Consider the following 15797-nt stretch of genomic DNA (forward strand, 5'->3'; position numbering starts at 1 on the left):
AACCGGATTCGCCTGATTTCAGGAACAAGCAACGCCTTTTACCCACTATATGAGGAACCACTACAATACGGTCATTTTCGGAGTCTTCTTTATCCTGCTCTCAGGCGGGCTCCTGGCGCAGGGACTTCGCATTTCGGGACGCATCACGTCGGTGAGCGACGGTCAGGCGCTGCCCGGTGTAAACGTGCTGGTCAAGGGCACCACCAACGGTGTTAGCACCGATGCCAACGGGAACTACAGCCTCACAATTCCGAACGGATCGGTTACGCTGTTGCTTACCTCCATCGGGATCGTAACGCAGGAGGTAGCCGTTGGTAACCGAACGGTCATTAACGTTCAGATGGTTGAAGCCATCAACGAACTGAGCCAGGTAGTTGTGACAGGCTACAATACCACCCAGCGAAAGGACATTACCGGCTCAATTACGTCGGTTTCGCCCGAGAAATTCAAAAACATCCCCATTACCAGCTTCGACCAGGCGCTTCAGGGCCAGGCCGCCGGGGTGCAGGTGACGCAGTCGTCGGGCACACCGGGCGGTGGTATCAACGTTCGGGTACGGGGCAGCACCTCCATTTCGGCTTCCAACCGCCCGCTGTTTGTAGTCGATGGCGTACCGGTAGAAGACGGACAACTGACGAACCGGGAGTTTGGTGGCCAGCAGGATAACGCCTTCGCTCTGTTCAATCCAAACGATATCGAGAGCATCGATGTGCTGAAAGATGCCTCAGCCAAAGCTATCTACGGGTCGCGGGCGGCCAACGGGGTGGTGTTGATCACGACAAAAAAAGGCCGGTCCGGTCAGAAAACAACCTTCAGCGCCGATGTGCAGCGGGGTATGATCGACATGGTTCGGCGTCCCGACCTGCTCAACGCGTCGGAGCTGCTCGAACTACAGCGCGAAGCCGTTACCAATGCCGGCCAGGACCCCGACAAGCAGGGTCTGGTGCGCGGGGTGACCGATGGTGTCGATACCGACTGGGTCAAAGCCACCACCCGGCGCGCCATCTACCAGCAATACCAGCTTTCGAGCCAGGGAGGTAATGATAAGACGCAGTTTTACCTGAGCGGCAGTTACCGCAATGAGGAAGGCGTTCAACTCAACAACGAGTTTGGTCGCTACACCGGCCAGTTCAAATTTGACCACAAGGCCACCTCACAACTGTCGTTCGGGACCAACATAACATTGTCGCGGGCCAAAAATAAGCGGGTCAAAGGCGATAATTTTCTGGATGGAGTCTACTCCGGTGCCGTAAAGAGCCTGCCGTATTACTCGCCCTACGACGAATTTGGCCGACTTTATGGGCCAAACGATGACAACTACGCGGGCTTCCCCAACTTCAACCCGGTTGGTCAGGCGGTGCTGCCCCGTTTTGAAACGTACACGGCTAAACTCCTGGGCGGGCTATATGCAGAATATGAGTTCATTCCGAACCTGCGGCTGCGCTCGAAGATAAGCATCGACTACAACAACGTTACCGAAGATAACTTCGAACCCTCGACGACGGCCATCGGCGGTTTCCTGACCAGTGTGGGCGGGCAGGGGTATGGCGACTTCAGCAATTCAACGTTCTCGACGCTGATCAATACCAGCACCCTGACCTATAATTTCCGGCTGGCCAGCAAGCACAAATTCAATACCATGGCTGGTTTCGAAGCGTTGCAGCGGCAGCAACGCAGCGGAAACCTACAGGGGCGGCTATTTCCGAGTGATGATTTTACGTATATCAGATCGGCCGGCATTGTCGATCAGGGGGATTCCTACCGCGTCAACAGTGGCCTGATCTCTACTTTTGGCGAGGTTCGCTACGACTATGACGAAAAGTACCTGGCTACGATCACGGCCCGCTACGATGGCTCGTCACGCTTTGGGCAGGACAAGCAGTTTGGGATATTCCCGTCGGCGTCGCTGGCCTGGCGCATCTCGTCGGAGCCGTTCATGCAACGCTTCCGGTTCCTGAGCGACCTGAAGCTGCGAACCAGTTTTGGGTTTACGGGTAATGAACGCATCGGCGACTTCCAGTTTCTGGGTACCTGGGCATCCACTACCTACAGCGGTTCGACGGGCGTAGGGCCGCGCGCCCTGACAAACCCCCAGTTGCAGTGGGAGCGTACGCGTGAAGCCAACGTAGGACTGGATGCTTCCTTATTCAGCGGGCGGCTCAACGTGACCGTCGACGCCTACAGCAACCTGACCGATAAACTTCTGTTTGCCCAGCCAATTCCGCAGACGACCGGCTTCAGTACCGTGCAGGGGAACATTGGGAAGGTATCCAACAAGGGCATCGAACTTACCATTTCGACCGTCAACATCGACCGGGGGGGCGTTCGCTGGAGTACCGACCTCAACCTGTCGCGGAATGACAATAAAGTGGTTGAACTGGTTAGCAGCGAGCCTATTTTCAGGGGCTATACGGCCAACGGCGTCAGCAATACGAACGTGATCCTGCCCGGCCAGCCGCTGGGTACCTTCTGGGGATTGAAATTCCTGGGTGTCGATCCGGCCACGGGCAACGCTATCTACGATGACAAGAACGGCGATGGCCGCATCACGCCCGATGATGGGCAGGTGATCGGCAACGCCCAACCCAAACTGTTTGGCGGTTTCACCAACCGGGTTACCTGGAAAGGTTTCGAGCTGAGCGGTTTCTTTCAGTTTTCGTATGGCAACAGCATCATGAATCTCACCAACCAGACGCTGCTGAACTCAGGGGCTGATCTGGAAAATAACCAGTCGCGGAAGGCGCTCCAGCGCTGGCGGAAAGAGGGCGATATCACCAGCGTACCCAAGTATGTGTCCAAGAGTACGTATAATAACTTCCTGAGCAGTCGGTATGTGGAAGACGGTTCGTATGTCCGGTTGAAAAACGTGTCGCTGGGTTATAACCTGCCCAAGCAATGGATAACGCGGTATAAACTGTCGAACCTGCGGGTTTACGCGTCGGGAACCAACTTATGGACCCTGACCCAGTATTCCGGCCCCGACCCGGAGGTCAGCACGCTCGATGGCTCAACAACCGCCCAGGGTATCGACTTCTTTACCTTCCCCCAGGTCAAAACGGTCATTGTGGGGTTGTCGGTAAATTTCTAACCCATCATTCATTCTGTCGATTGACGAACACCCTGCTATGATCCGTCTTATTCGCTATAGTCTTTTCTTCGTCTTGTTGGGCCTCAGCGCCTGTAATGAGGTGCTGGAACCTAAACCCGTCGACCTGCTGGTCGATGAGCTGGTTCTCAATGAACCCAACGACGTTCAGCCCGTTCGGCTCGGTATGTACAGCTCCCTGCGCGGAGCAGCCGCGCCGATCATTATTGCCGGTGATTTTACCGCCGACTATATCCAGTTCAACGGCACATTCAACGATTATCGTGAATTGGGTACCAAGCAGATTACGGCGGCCAACGGGGCAGTCGAAGCCTTGTGGAGCAATCTGTATCGTACGGTGTATGTCGCTAATTTCATGCTCGAAACGCTGCCGAAGGTCGCGGGTGTGCCCGAAGCGACCCGCAAGCAGGTACTGGCCGAAGCCCGGTTTCTACGCGGCTTTGCCAACTTTATCGGGACCTACACCTACGGCGACATTCCGCAGGTAACCTCCACAGAACAGGCCGCCAACCGGGTTATTGGCCGGACGCCCCGGGCTACTATACTGGCGTCGGTACTGGCCGATTATGAAGCGGCTTTGACAGACTTGCCAGCCATAGCCGCTGGCTCAACCAACATTACTACCAACGCCACCTACCTGAACAAAACAACTTGCCGGGCGGCTATGGCTCGCTTCTACCTGTACCAGAAAAACTGGGCAAAGGCCGAAGAAATGGCCTCGGCAGTGATCAATTCGGGAGTGTATACCCTGGAGCCTAATTATATTGATCTGGTAACAAGGGATTTTACAGGAGAGGCCATTCTGGAAGTGGGCTACAACCTCTCCGACGATCCAGGAACGGATCAAAATGCCTTTGGATTGAACAATATTCTGGCTGGCCGGCGGGAGGTCATTCCGTCGAACCAGCTGGTGCTGTCGCTGGTATCTACCGAGGCCGGGCTGCGTCAGTCAACTATCGATTTCGATACCCAGGATCTGGGCGGCAGCGATAACGGCTGGACGGTAGCCAAGTATGGCACGGCTTCGGAAGACAATAACAACATCGTCCTGATCCGGCTCGCCGAGATGTATTTGATCCGGGCCGAAGCGCGGGCTCAGTTGGGTCGTCAAACGGGCGCTACGGGTGCCGTTGCCGACTTGAACATACTGCGTAACCGGGCCAAAGCCCCGGCCATCACGACGACGGTTCAGGCCGATGTACTGCTGGCAGTGGAGCGCGAGCGGGTCTACGAACTGGCATTCGAAGGACATCGCTGGTATGACCTGGTGCGTACGGGTCGGGCCCAGGCTGTCATGTCGTCGTTCTCGCCCAACTGGAATAGCCGCTATGAACTGTGGCCCATCCCGCAGCGGGAAGTTCAGCAAAATCCTACCCTAAGAGCACAGCAGAATCCGGGGTACTAAAGCGAGATCGAATGCAGCAGTACGTTAATGAGTTGGAAGTAATTGATCCGTGCGCATGTTGTGATCAATGATGACATTGCTTACCGCCACGACATGAAACAGAGAGACATAAGTACTCAAGTATAAATAGCTTAGGTTATTGTGAAAAAGCGTTTTTGTCATGCTGACGAAGGAAGCATCTTCGGTAGCTGGATAAATCACCTCACCCGAAGATGCTTCCTTCGTCAGCATGACAAAAAAATACTCTAATGTATTTTAGATGACCTACTTACCATGAATAAAATACTACCTAATAAACGACCACAAACGGGATGGGTGGGGCTGCTCATCGCTGTGGCGTTGGGCTGGGCCGCCGTCAGCTGCGAAGAACAGGATCTGGACCGCACCTTCGAAGGGCCTTACTTCGTGCGTTTCAGCGACTCGACACTTACCTTTAAAGAGAGCCGTACCCAGCCGGTTGTCATTCGGGTGCATAACGCGGGACCGGTGCTGAGTCAGCCCATTCGGGTCAACTATACCGTAACCGGGTCGGCGCGCGAAGGAAGGGACTACACCTTGCCCGACACTAAAGGCACGGTTATCATTCCGGCCAATAAAAGTTTTGGCGAGATTCCGCTGAAGCTGATCAATAACGCGAATAATATCCTGGAATCGCAGTCACTCACCTTTACGCTCACCAGCGTTGAGCCCAGTTCGTTACAGGTTGGGTTCGGGAAAGACAATGCAGTTGGTCGGAAGTTTACGCTGACCATTCAGGATGACTGCCTGTTTGGCGGATTATATACCGGTACGCAGCGGTTTGGCACGCAAACGGCGTCTGTTCCCAACATAGAGATTACGAGTACTGACTGCAAACAATATACCCTGAGCAACTGGAATATCAATAGCCCATTATTCAACTTCAATGCCGTTAAACCAACGCTCCAGTTTATCGACAATGGCGATAATACGCTGACCATTCCACCGCAGGCGAGTTCAGAACTTGGCTCGACCGATACCTTACGGGGAAACGGCGCCTGGAACCCCCGCGACCGCCGGATTACGCTGAACCTTCAGGCAAAAATTGTGCTGAGCGCTACCCGTGATACGACGCTTATTTTCACGCAGACTTATATACCGCAATGATGCGAACACTTCTACGCTTCCTGCTGATCCCTGTCCTGTTCGGTGGGCTTTTCAGCCGGTGTACCGAAAAAATCGAACCCAAACCGATCACCTATAGCCAGTTGCTTACCGGGACCGAGAAAAAAACCTGGCGGATTGTATCACTCCAGGTTTTTGATGAGGGGCAGGGGAGTGGGGCGATACCTATTGCCCAGAGTGGAGTAGATCCCTGCATTTACGATGATTTATGTACATTTTATGCCGATGACGAACGCAAGTTTGAGGCCAGTGAGGGAGCCAGCAAATGTAATGCTGCTGACCCCGATATATATCTTACGGATACCTGGACGCTTGTTAATGCCAACGCATCACTGGAGTTTTACCTGCCTGTTTTGAATGGCAAATTCCCTTGGACAATAAAGAATCTGACCGCTTCGGTACTAACGATCGAGTACTATTTTGCAGATATCGACGCCAGTTACCGCTTTACGTTAAACGCAGTTGCTACGAAATAGGCCATGATCAAAACTATACTCAGCGTATGCCTGCTCATTGGGCTACAGGCCGGTGTGCTGGCCCAGACCGTTCGGACTCCCCAGCAGTGTGCCACGATGGAGATGGACAGCCTGCTCCGCGCCAGAAATCCGGAGTTGGGTAGCTTGAACGACTTTGAGCGGGAACTTCAGCTAAAAGTGCTCGACATCAAGAAGAAGATGCAGTCGGGTCGTCTGGCGGCCACGGTTATCACTATCCCCGTCATTGTCCATATCGTGCACAATGGCGAAGCAGTAGGCGCAGGTCGTAACCTGAGTGCGGCTCAGGTAAGAGCCCAGATCGAAACGCTGAACGAAGATTTTCGCCGGAAACCCAGTACGCGCGGGTTCAATACAAATCCGGTGGGTGCCGATATCGAAATCGAATTCTGCCAGGCTGTTGTCGACCGTCAGGGCCGGGCAATGGCTGAGCCGGGTATCGACCGGATCAACGGTAGCCGCGCCAACTGGGACCGCGACGCGATCGAGGGAGTGCTCAAACCCACTACCTACTGGGACCCCAATAAATATTTCAATATATGGGTGCTGGAGTTCAACAGCGCTGACCGGCTGCTGGGGTATGCCCAATTCCCGGGTCGCTCCAATCTGCCGGGTATTCCAACCGACAGCCCCGCTAGTACCGATGGTGTTGTGATCAACTACAGCTCATTTGGTAATGCTGAGAAGGGCACTTTTCCAACCATGCAGGCCCCGTATAACCTGGGCCGGACACTTACCCATGAAACCGGCCACTGGCTGGGGCTGCGCCATATCTGGGGCGACACCAACTGTGGCGATGATTTTTGCAGTGACACTCCCCCACAGGCCTCTGAAAGCCGGGGCTGTCAGGTGGGGCGGGTGAGCTGTGGAAACGCCAACATGGTGCAGAACTACATGGACTACTCGGACGACGGTTGTTTCAACATATTTACGCTCGATCAGAAAGCCCGTATGCGGGCCGTTATGGACATTAGCCCGCGTCGGGCCAGCCTGCTTACAGCTAATGTGTGCGGTACGCAGGTCGTTAGCAGGCCATCCGCCAATTTCCGGGCCGAAACCCAGCGTGTACTGTTGGGCGGTCAGGTGCGGTTTACCGATCTGTCGGCTAATTTCCCCACCCGCTGGGAGTGGACGTTTGAGGGCGGTACCCCGTCTACCTCCACCGAGCAAAACCCAACCGTTGTGTATAATACGCCGGGTAAGTTCAAAGTAACGCTACAGGTGTTCAACACCATCGGGCCATCAGATCCAATTATTCGTACCGCCTATATCGAGGTGCTCAATGTGGGACTTTGTGCCGAGCTGACTAATTTCAACGGTACCCCGACCGTGTTGCGTGAGCCCGGTGGTACCGGCTATGTAGCCGGACAGAACAGCAAACGCAGTCAGGCCGTATCGGAATTCTTCCAGAATGAACTTGGCTATAGTAACCTGGCGGGTACCGCCCTGCGTTTCGGCGTGGCTAAAGCCGCCCGTGGAGCCGCCACCGAGTCGGTCGTGACCGTGACTGTCTGGAATGGCCGGGGTTTCCAGAATGGACCTGGTGCCATACTGGAGCAAAAAGACGTGCCGTTGCGGGTGATCCTGGACGATGTCGCCAATAACCGCCCTACCACCGTCACCTTCGAGCGTAATGTGCCCCTGAGTGGTTTGCCGTTCCATATTGGCGTTATATTCCCGTATGCAACGGGCGACAGCATTGCCGTAGTGACGACCCAGAATGGCCAATCGACCTTCGCTACCTCGTGGCGGCAAAACCGCCAGGGCAACTGGCTGCGTTATGCCGATAGTCTGGGGTTGAACGTAGCACATAACATTACGGCTCGAATCGGGATGAAATCATCCGTGCAGGTCGCCACGTCGGCGCTGTTTATCAACCCTGGCGAGACTGTTACGCTCAATGCCCGTGGAGCCAGCGTATTCTCCTGGTCTGGTTCGGGACTAAGTTCAACACTTGGCCCGCAGGTAGTAGCGCAGCCCACACAAACGACATCGTATACGGTTTCGGGTACCGGAACAGACTTGTGCAGCACGTCGGCGGTGGTTACCGTGAACGTGCGGGCGGGCACCGTTACCGCCATCGCCGAACCGGTTGAGCCAGCGCTGACCGTAACACCCAACCCCAGCGACGGCCCGCTGATGGTATCGCTCAACAGTCCGCAGCGGGGCGTACTCACGGTATCGGTTCGTAGTATGACCGGGGCCGAACTGATCCGGCAGAAATACCAGAAGACAGCCGATGTGTTCCAGCAATCGCTCGATCTGCGAACGGCACCGACAGGCCTGTATATTCTGGATGTGCAGGTCGACGGGGTCACGTTCAGGCGAAAGCTGCTGAAGCAATAAGCAGCAGCTTTAGCAGCACAAAAAAGGCGAATCACAACCGTGATTCGCCCTTTTTTATATTTACCGGTTACCGGCTACCAACGCTGCGCTGTTAAGGCCCTACGGGCCGGTGGTCTGTGGGGCCTTAATTTATGTAGCCGGGGTTTTGCGCGAGCTGCTTATTGGTATCGATTTCGCGCTGCGGAATCGGCAGCACCAGGTTGTTGGCGTTGTAGGGCGTTGTGCCAACAGCGGTACCGGTACGCTTCAGATCGGCGATTTGCTGACCTTCAAAAGCGAGTTCCAGCCGCCGTTCGAGCAGTACGTCGGCTACGGTAACGGCGGTGAACTGGGTAGCTCCGGCGCGGGTCCGGATGGCGTTTATATCAGCCAGTGGCGTTGCGCCGACACTGGTGTTTAACCGCAAGTTGGCTTCGGCGCGAACGAGGTACATTTCAGCCAGCCGGATTACCACCACATCGCCAAACAGGTCATTGAATTTACTCGTAAAGACGTTGTTGTTGACAGTCGTAAAGAACTGCCCGCGTACGTCGCCGGCACCGAATAACTGCCGGAACTTGGTCTGAACCCGGATATCGCCCCGGCCTGAGTTGCGGGTCGATGCAAAGTACGTATTGAGGGCATTCGTACCCGTAATACCATCCTGATCTGTTACAACGATCTTAAAAATAGATTCGGGTGAAACATCGGAGAAAGCACCGGCAACGTCGCTGGCCAGGGTGTACGTTCCGCTTGTGATTACGCGGTTAGCTGCGTCGCGGGCTGCGGCAAAGTTCTGCTGCTGCAGGTAAACACGGGCCAGCATCGCCTGCGCTGCACCCTTTGTAGCTACGCCGGAGTTACCCACAAGGGCCGTGGCGAAGGTGCCGGTCGGGCTCGTCGCAAGGAGCTGTTCGGCTTTTGTCAGGTCGTCGATTACCTGTGCATATACTTCGGCCACGCTGTTCCGAACGCGGTTGTCCACGTCGCCAACGGCACCGGTTGGGGTCAACACCAGCGGCACACCAGGGTTGCTTGCGGGCGTACCATCGTTATAGCTCTTGCCAAAAAGTTTTATCAGCTCGAAGTACATCGCGCCCCGGATAAAGCGGGCCTGGCCTTCGTAACTGGTACGGTTGTCCTCACTCACCTTTTCCAGATTGGCCAGTACATTGTTTGTTCGGTTGATGACGTTGTAGCTGTCGAGCCACGTATCCCGAACGTCGGTGTTGGTGGTTGTGATCGTTTTACGCCACAACTCGTCCAGGGCGGTAAACGTACCCCCGAATACGACATCACGATTGTCGCCCAGCAGTTCACCGATATACTGGAAACCTCCGCCGTATAGGTTGCCATCGCTAAGACCATCATAAGCACCGGTGAGTGTAATACGAACGTCCTGTTCGTTGCTCAGCGCCTGGGTAACATCAATGCTTTGTGTGGGTTGCACGGTTAGCCGGTCGTTGCAGGCCGTCACCAGCATAAGGTTTAACCCAATCAGCAATCCGTTTTTGATATATACATTCATAAGTGAAATCCGTTTGTCGATTGCTTAAAAACCAATATTGATACCGCCGGTGATGGTACGAGCCTGAGGGGCCGTATAGAAATCGTAGCCCTGTGCAATGTTCGTTACAACATCGTCGGCGTTGACTTCGGGGTCCCAGCCCGCATACTTCGTGAAGGTGAGCAGGTTCAACCCGGTCACAAACACCCGCACGGTGTTCAGCTTAACGCGGTTGATCAGTGTCTTGGGCAGGTTATAAGCCAGTGTGGCGTTCCGCAGGCGGACAAACGAGCCGTCCAGAATGAAGCGGCTCGATGGCTGCGCTCCGTTGTTGAAAAATAAACGCGCTTCCGGCACATCGGTATTCGTGTTCTGAGCGGTCCAGGCAGCCAGCTGATTGACTGTCTGGTTATCCTCGAAACGACCATTGGCCGATGAGAAGCGACCTACGCCGTAGAAATTGATGTCATTGCCAAACACGCCGGTGAAGAATACGCTCAGGCTGAAGCCTTTGTAGCTGAAGGTGTTCGTGACACCACCTGTCCACTTGGGTAGCGGGCTTCCCACAACGACACGCTGGGCTTCGTTGTATACGTTGGTAGTAGCGCGGTCGATGCTGCCATCGGTGTTGGTCGCGTTTTTGTACCAGAGCGCGTCACCGTTGGCCGCGTCTACGCCCGCATACTCGGGGGTGAAGAATACGCCCAGCGGCTGGCCTTCAACGGCCCGGCTCATGGCGTTCAGGCCGCCTTCGATGATCTGCCCCTGCAAATTCTTGATCCGGTTCCGGTTGGTAGCTGCGTTGAGACTGGTTGTCCAGCGGAAGGCACCGGTTGTGTTTTCGGTATTCAGCACGAACTCGAAGCCTTTGTTCTCCAGCGAACCAACGTTCCGGAACTGCGTCGCAAAGCCAGTTGAACCGGGTACGTTCACATTGAGCAACAGACCCGTCGTTTGCTTGTTGTAATAGTCGATCTCGCCGTTCAGCCGGTTATTGAGGAATCCGAAGTCAAGCCCGATATCGGCCTGGTCGGTGGTTTCCCATTTCAGGCTGGGATTGGCTAGTTGTGTAGGACGCTGGCCCGGTAAGCCGGCATAACTGGCATCGCCCGTAAAGAGACCCAGTTGGGGGAAGTTGTCGATCTCGGCGTTTCCTGTCCGGCCATAGCTGGCGCGAAGTTTCAGGAAGCTGATACCCCGCGTGTTCTTCAGGAAACTTTCTTCGGTCAGTACCCAACCCGCCGAAACGGCCGGGAAGAAACCATACCGGCTGTCCTGCCCGAATCGTGACGAGCCGTCGACACGCGCGCTCAGACCCAGTAAATAACGATCGGTAAACTTGTAGTTAGCCCGTACAAAGTAGGACAGGAAACTGTAGTTGGATTGGGTCGAGGTGGCGTTGGTCTTGCGGGCTGCGCTGATAATCATCCGGTAGGCATCCGACGGGAAATCCTGCCCTTCTGCCAGACTGCTGCGCTGCTCGGCCTGCTGGTACGACATACCCAGCACGCCATCGAGGCCATGGCGACCAACGGTGGTATTGTAGTTGAAGAAGTTGTTCGTCGTGTAATTTTCAACCCGCACCGTCCGGAACTGGCCCAGACCGCCCGGATAGCCGGTGTTACGCTGCGTTTTGCTGTTATAATACCGCTCTTCCTGCTGGTTCAGCACGTCCAGACCAAACTCAGTCCGGAAGGTCAGCCCTTTCACGATACCCAGTTGACCATATACGTTACTGATATTGCGGTAAACGGTGGTGTTGAAGATGGAGTTCTGAAGGTTGATGATCGGGTTGTAGTAACTCGGAATGCTGATATCGCCAGGGGGTGTTCCTACCGGCAAGCCCGTGGTGGGGTCTGTCGATGGCGTCATTGGCGGCAGGGCTACCATCTGAACCGGGTTATCGAACTGACGGTCGCCCGACAGACGCTTGTTCAGCGTGCGGCTCAGGCCCGTATTGAAGCCTACCCGGAAACGATCGGAGATTTTATGGTCGAGGTTGATCCGGCCAGAATAGCGGGTCAGCGCATTGCCGATCAGAATGCCTTTCTGGTCGAGAAGCTGGCCCGACAGGTAGAACGTCGTTTTGTCGTTACCCCCGTTGATGTTCATGTCGTACTGCTGGAACGGAGCCGCCTGATAACCCAGATCGCCCCAGTTCGTATTGGCCTGCTGTGGTGTGCCGAACGTGCCAAGCCCCTGCGTCTGGAAGAAATTTTCCATGTAGGTAGTGTACGAGTCGGGGTCGTTGGTAGCCAGTCCATCGATCCGGTCGGAGTTAGCAGCCGCCTGCCGGTAAAAATCGACGTACTGGTTGGTGTTCAGAAACTCCAGCTTACGCGTGGGTGTGCTCGAACCGGCCTGAATGCCGAAGGTTACGTTGGTGCGTCCCGAACGCCCTTTTTTTGTCGTGATCAGTACCACACCATTGGCCGCCCGCGACCCGTAGATAGCGCCCGCCGAAGCATCTTTCAGGATTTCGATCGATTCGATGTCCTGTGGGTTGATGTCGGACAGTGGGTTGGTGGTGGCGTCGTTGATCGAGAGGTCATCCGTCGTAACCGGTGTGCCGTCCACTACATACAGCGGTTGGTTCGACGCCGATACCGACGACTGGCCCCGAACGCGTACCTGAATGCCCTGCCCCAGTTTACCACTCCCCGAATTCACCTGAACCCCGGCGGCCTTGCCCTGAAGAGCCTGGTCGAAGGTGGTTACGGGCTGGTCCTGAATGTCGGACGAGCGAATCTTGGCGATGTTGCCGGTCAGTTCCCGTTTGATCTGCTGGCCATATCCCGTTACCACCACCTCGTTCAAATTGCGGACGTCAGCCTGTAGCTTCACGTTGATGACCGAGCGGTTGCCAACCCGTTCTTCAACAGACGAAAAACCAATGAAACTGAACACAAGCGTAGCATCGCTACCCACGTTGAGGGTGAAGTTACCGGTGGCATCTGTTTGTGTACCAAGGGTGCGACCTTTCACGCTCACCGAAACACCCGGTAGTCCGGCGTTATCATCCGAGGACGTGACGCGACCAGTAATTGCCTGCGTTTGTGCATAGCTCATCTGCGCAAGTAGAAAGAGCAATGGAAGAATAATTCGTATGTGTTTACTCATAGCGCTTTATTGGTTTATTGATAAAGACTACAAAAGTACTAGTTGCTTGTTGATTAAAAAACGGTTAAGCTGATGGTTGTTTTTCCATATATCAGAAGAATACTATATAAATACTTGATTATGCAAAATTTTATAAATAAACGGGATTTTTAGGGCTATGAGTAGAAACCCAGTTTCGATAATACTTCCTTCCAGCCTTATATTGCCCAATGAAGCGATTCGAGTTAAGAAGTTTGCTTGTCTGGATAGGCTGTCTAGTGGTCCTCACTGATATAATGGCTCAGTCATTAGCTCCAGGTCCAGCAAACAGGACGTACACGTCCTGGATAGCAGGGGATACCGCCGATGTGAAAACTCAGCCCATCGGTGGAGTTGTACTGGCAGGCGGAAGTACCGATGTTGCCGGGGCCATGCGCTGGTTACTGCGCCGGGCCAACGGGGGCGATGTGGTCATTATCCGGGCATCGGGCAGCGATGGCTACAACGCTTATCTGTACAGTCAGTTGGGCGAGCGCGTCAATTCTGTCGAAACACTATTGGTCAATACCCGCGAACTGGCCAGTCATCCCGATATTGTACGGAAAGTACGTCAGGCCGAAGCGATCTTCTTTGCCGGGGGCGATCAGGCTAATTATATCAACTTCTATCAGAAAACGCCCCTTATCGACGCCGTCAATGACCGCATCCGCGATGGCGTTGTTCTGGGTGGTACCAGCGCGGGCTGTGCCATTCTGGGACAACTGTATTTCTCGGCCAAAGAAGGGTCGGTTACGTCTGAGGAAGCCCTGGCCGATCCCTTCGACAAGCGGGTTACTATTGGCAGCCGTGATTTTCTGATGCACCCGTTGCTGGCCAATATCCTGACCGATCAGCATTACACGGCCCGTAACCGGCAGGGCCGGCATCTGGTCTTTCTGGCCCGCGCCCGTGCCGACTGGAACGTAGGGGCGAGGGGTATTGGCGTTGATGAGAAAACGGCCGTCTGTGTATCACCCGATGGCACCGCCCTTGTGTTTGGCCAGGGTAACGCCTATTTCCTGACGCCTGCTTCTGCTAAACCTGAGCGCTTGCAAACAGGCCAGCCATTGACCTGGCACGGTACCGGGCAGGCTGTCCATATAACGGTGGTGCCGGGGTCGGCAACGGGTGCTGCCGGCTTCAACGTGGAAACGTTTCGTGGAGTCGACAGCCTGAAGACCGAATATTGGTCGGTGGAAAATGGCGTGTTTAAAACAGCGCCCGCCCACTGACCGACCGCCAGTCGGCCTATTGTAAGCACAGCGACCGCCAGTGGATTAAACCCTAAACTACAGGGCTGGTCTAATCGTTAAAGGGGGTGCACCCTCTTGTAAACAACGACCATGAAACGCCACTTACTTACCTGTCTTGTGTTCCTGCTCTGGTCACCCTGTCTCTGGGCGCAGCGGGTACAATATACTACCGAGCGCCCCCGTGTGGAGGATGTCAACGATGAGGATGTTACTATTCAGCGGGTCGAACTGACGGAGCAGTACACGATCATATACATGAAATTTCGCGGGTCGGGTAGTCGTCTCGGCCAGCGCTTAGGGCCTAATCTGGGCGGCACCAATAATATTGGTTTTCAGCCGAGTTCCCGTCTGTATGTCAATCAGGGGGAGCGGTCGTTCAAACTGGTTCGGGCAGAGAATATTCCAGCTGAAATGCGTCGGCGGGTTGATCCTGGCGAGGAAGTGGATTTTGTCGCTTATTTCGAGCGTATCACGCCCGGCTATACCGTTTTCGACTTGTTCGAATGCAAAGACTATGTTGAAAGGGGAGACAGAATTATCTGTTTCAATTTCTGGGGCGTTCACATTACCAATCCGGAGCGTAAGCCCAAGGATACGTACGCCCAGCGAACCCCGAGGCCCAGGCCATTGCCGCCCGTTCAGTCCAAACCGAACCCGCAGCCCCGCTACCAACCCCGCAATACACCCGGCCTGGACGAAACGCCTGCCAAACCGGACGTTGGTGTTGCCCCCGTTGCGGTAGCGATCAACGGCCTGACACGTGATGCGAAGACCAGGCGTCCTGTAGCGGCTACCCTTACCTACCGGCTTATTTCGGGTGCCGAAGCTGCTGGCGATAGTCCGGCAGATTCGGTTCGGAGCACGTTGCCCGGCGGGAATTACAAAATTCCGATCGAGACGCGGGGTGTTTATGCCGTAACCGCTTCGGCAAAAGGGTATTTCAGTCAGAGCGATACGCTGGCTACCAACCGGACTGCCGTAACGCGTGATTTCGATCTGGTGCCGATAGCGGCTGGGTCTAAAATCACCCTGCGCGCCGTGTATTTCAATGTTTCCAAATACGATCTCAAACCGGAGTCATTCCCCGAACTGGACCGGCTGGTGGGCGTGATGCAGGAAAACCCAACGCTGACCATCAAGCTCGAAGGCCATACCGATACCGTCGGTGATTTCGATGCGAACGTCGAACTATCGCGGAACCGGGTCGATGAAGTAAAGCGGTATCTGGTGTCGAAAGGCATCAATGCAAACCGGATCGAAACCATCGGCTACGGCCCTTCACGGCCCATCAACACCAACAAAAGCCTGAAGGAGCGTCCCGAAAACCGACGGGTAGAAATGGTTGTCGTGAACGTATAGGACGGGGAGTGTATAACGGGAACCGGGTTGGCAACGGCGGCTTCAGCTTTTTTTTAGTCTGCGCCGT

Annotated in this window: 9 protein-coding genes; 7 read left to right on the plus strand and 2 right to left on the minus strand. The window is 54.9% G+C overall.

Annotation, left to right across the window (positions count from 1 at the left end):
• Window positions 1-49: 49 nt before the first annotated feature.
• From FH603_RS13770 to FH603_RS13790, 5 genes are all read left to right on the plus strand, one after another.
• Window positions 50-3088, plus strand: a complete 3039-nt coding sequence (locus FH603_RS13770; RefSeq protein WP_186738108.1) for a SusC/RagA family TonB-linked outer membrane protein — start codon at window positions 50-52, stop codon at window positions 3086-3088.
• A 37-nt stretch (window positions 3089-3125) separates the two neighbouring features.
• Window positions 3126-4511 carry a RagB/SusD family nutrient uptake outer membrane protein gene (locus tag FH603_RS13775; RefSeq protein ID WP_186738109.1) on the plus strand — a complete coding sequence of 462 codons (1386 nt, stop codon included), beginning with the start codon at window positions 3126-3128 and terminating at the stop codon, window positions 4509-4511.
• Window positions 4512-4784: 273 nt separating this feature from the next.
• Entirely contained in the window at window positions 4785-5636 is an 852-nt protein-coding gene (locus FH603_RS13780; RefSeq protein WP_186738110.1) for a hypothetical protein, read from the plus strand.
• The gene (locus tag FH603_RS13785) at window positions 5633-6130 is read left to right on the plus strand and encodes a hypothetical protein (protein ID WP_244968006.1); all 498 of its coding nucleotides are present in this window, start codon (window positions 5633-5635) and stop codon (window positions 6128-6130) included. Before FH603_RS13780 ends, FH603_RS13785 begins: the two co-directional genes overlap by 4 nt.
• Window positions 6131-6133: 3 nt before the next feature.
• Entirely contained in the window at window positions 6134-8494 is a 2361-nt protein-coding gene (locus FH603_RS13790) for a M43 family zinc metalloprotease (protein WP_186738111.1), read from the plus strand.
• A gap of 124 nt (window positions 8495-8618) precedes the next feature.
• Here FH603_RS13790 and FH603_RS13795 read toward each other — a convergent pair whose 3' ends face one another.
• Together FH603_RS13795 and FH603_RS13800 are read right to left on the minus strand one after the other, a co-directional pair.
• The gene (locus tag FH603_RS13795) at window positions 8619-10001 is read right to left on the minus strand and encodes a RagB/SusD family nutrient uptake outer membrane protein (protein ID WP_186738112.1); all 1383 of its coding nucleotides are present in this window, start codon (window positions 9999-10001) and stop codon (window positions 8619-8621) included.
• Between the two features lie 24 nt (window positions 10002-10025).
• Entirely contained in the window at window positions 10026-13100 is a 3075-nt protein-coding gene (locus FH603_RS13800) for a SusC/RagA family TonB-linked outer membrane protein (RefSeq protein ID WP_186738113.1), read from the minus strand.
• Window positions 13101-13447: 347 nt separating this feature from the next.
• On the opposite strand from FH603_RS13800, the gene FH603_RS13805 reads away from it, so the two are divergent.
• Both FH603_RS13805 and FH603_RS13810 read left to right on the plus strand, forming a co-directional pair.
• Window positions 13448-14350: a Type 1 glutamine amidotransferase-like domain-containing protein gene (locus FH603_RS13805; protein WP_186738114.1), complete on the plus strand. Its 903-nt coding sequence runs from the start codon at window positions 13448-13450 to the stop codon at window positions 14348-14350.
• 111 nt (window positions 14351-14461) lie between these two features.
• The gene (locus tag FH603_RS13810) at window positions 14462-15730 is read left to right on the plus strand and encodes an OmpA family protein (protein ID WP_186738115.1); all 1269 of its coding nucleotides are present in this window, start codon (window positions 14462-14464) and stop codon (window positions 15728-15730) included.
• The last annotated feature ends 67 nt before the right edge of the window (window positions 15731-15797 follow it).

It is taken from the genome of Spirosoma utsteinense (assembly GCF_014282275.1).
Classification (GTDB): Bacteria; Bacteroidota; Bacteroidia; order Cytophagales; family Spirosomataceae; genus Spirosoma; species Spirosoma utsteinense.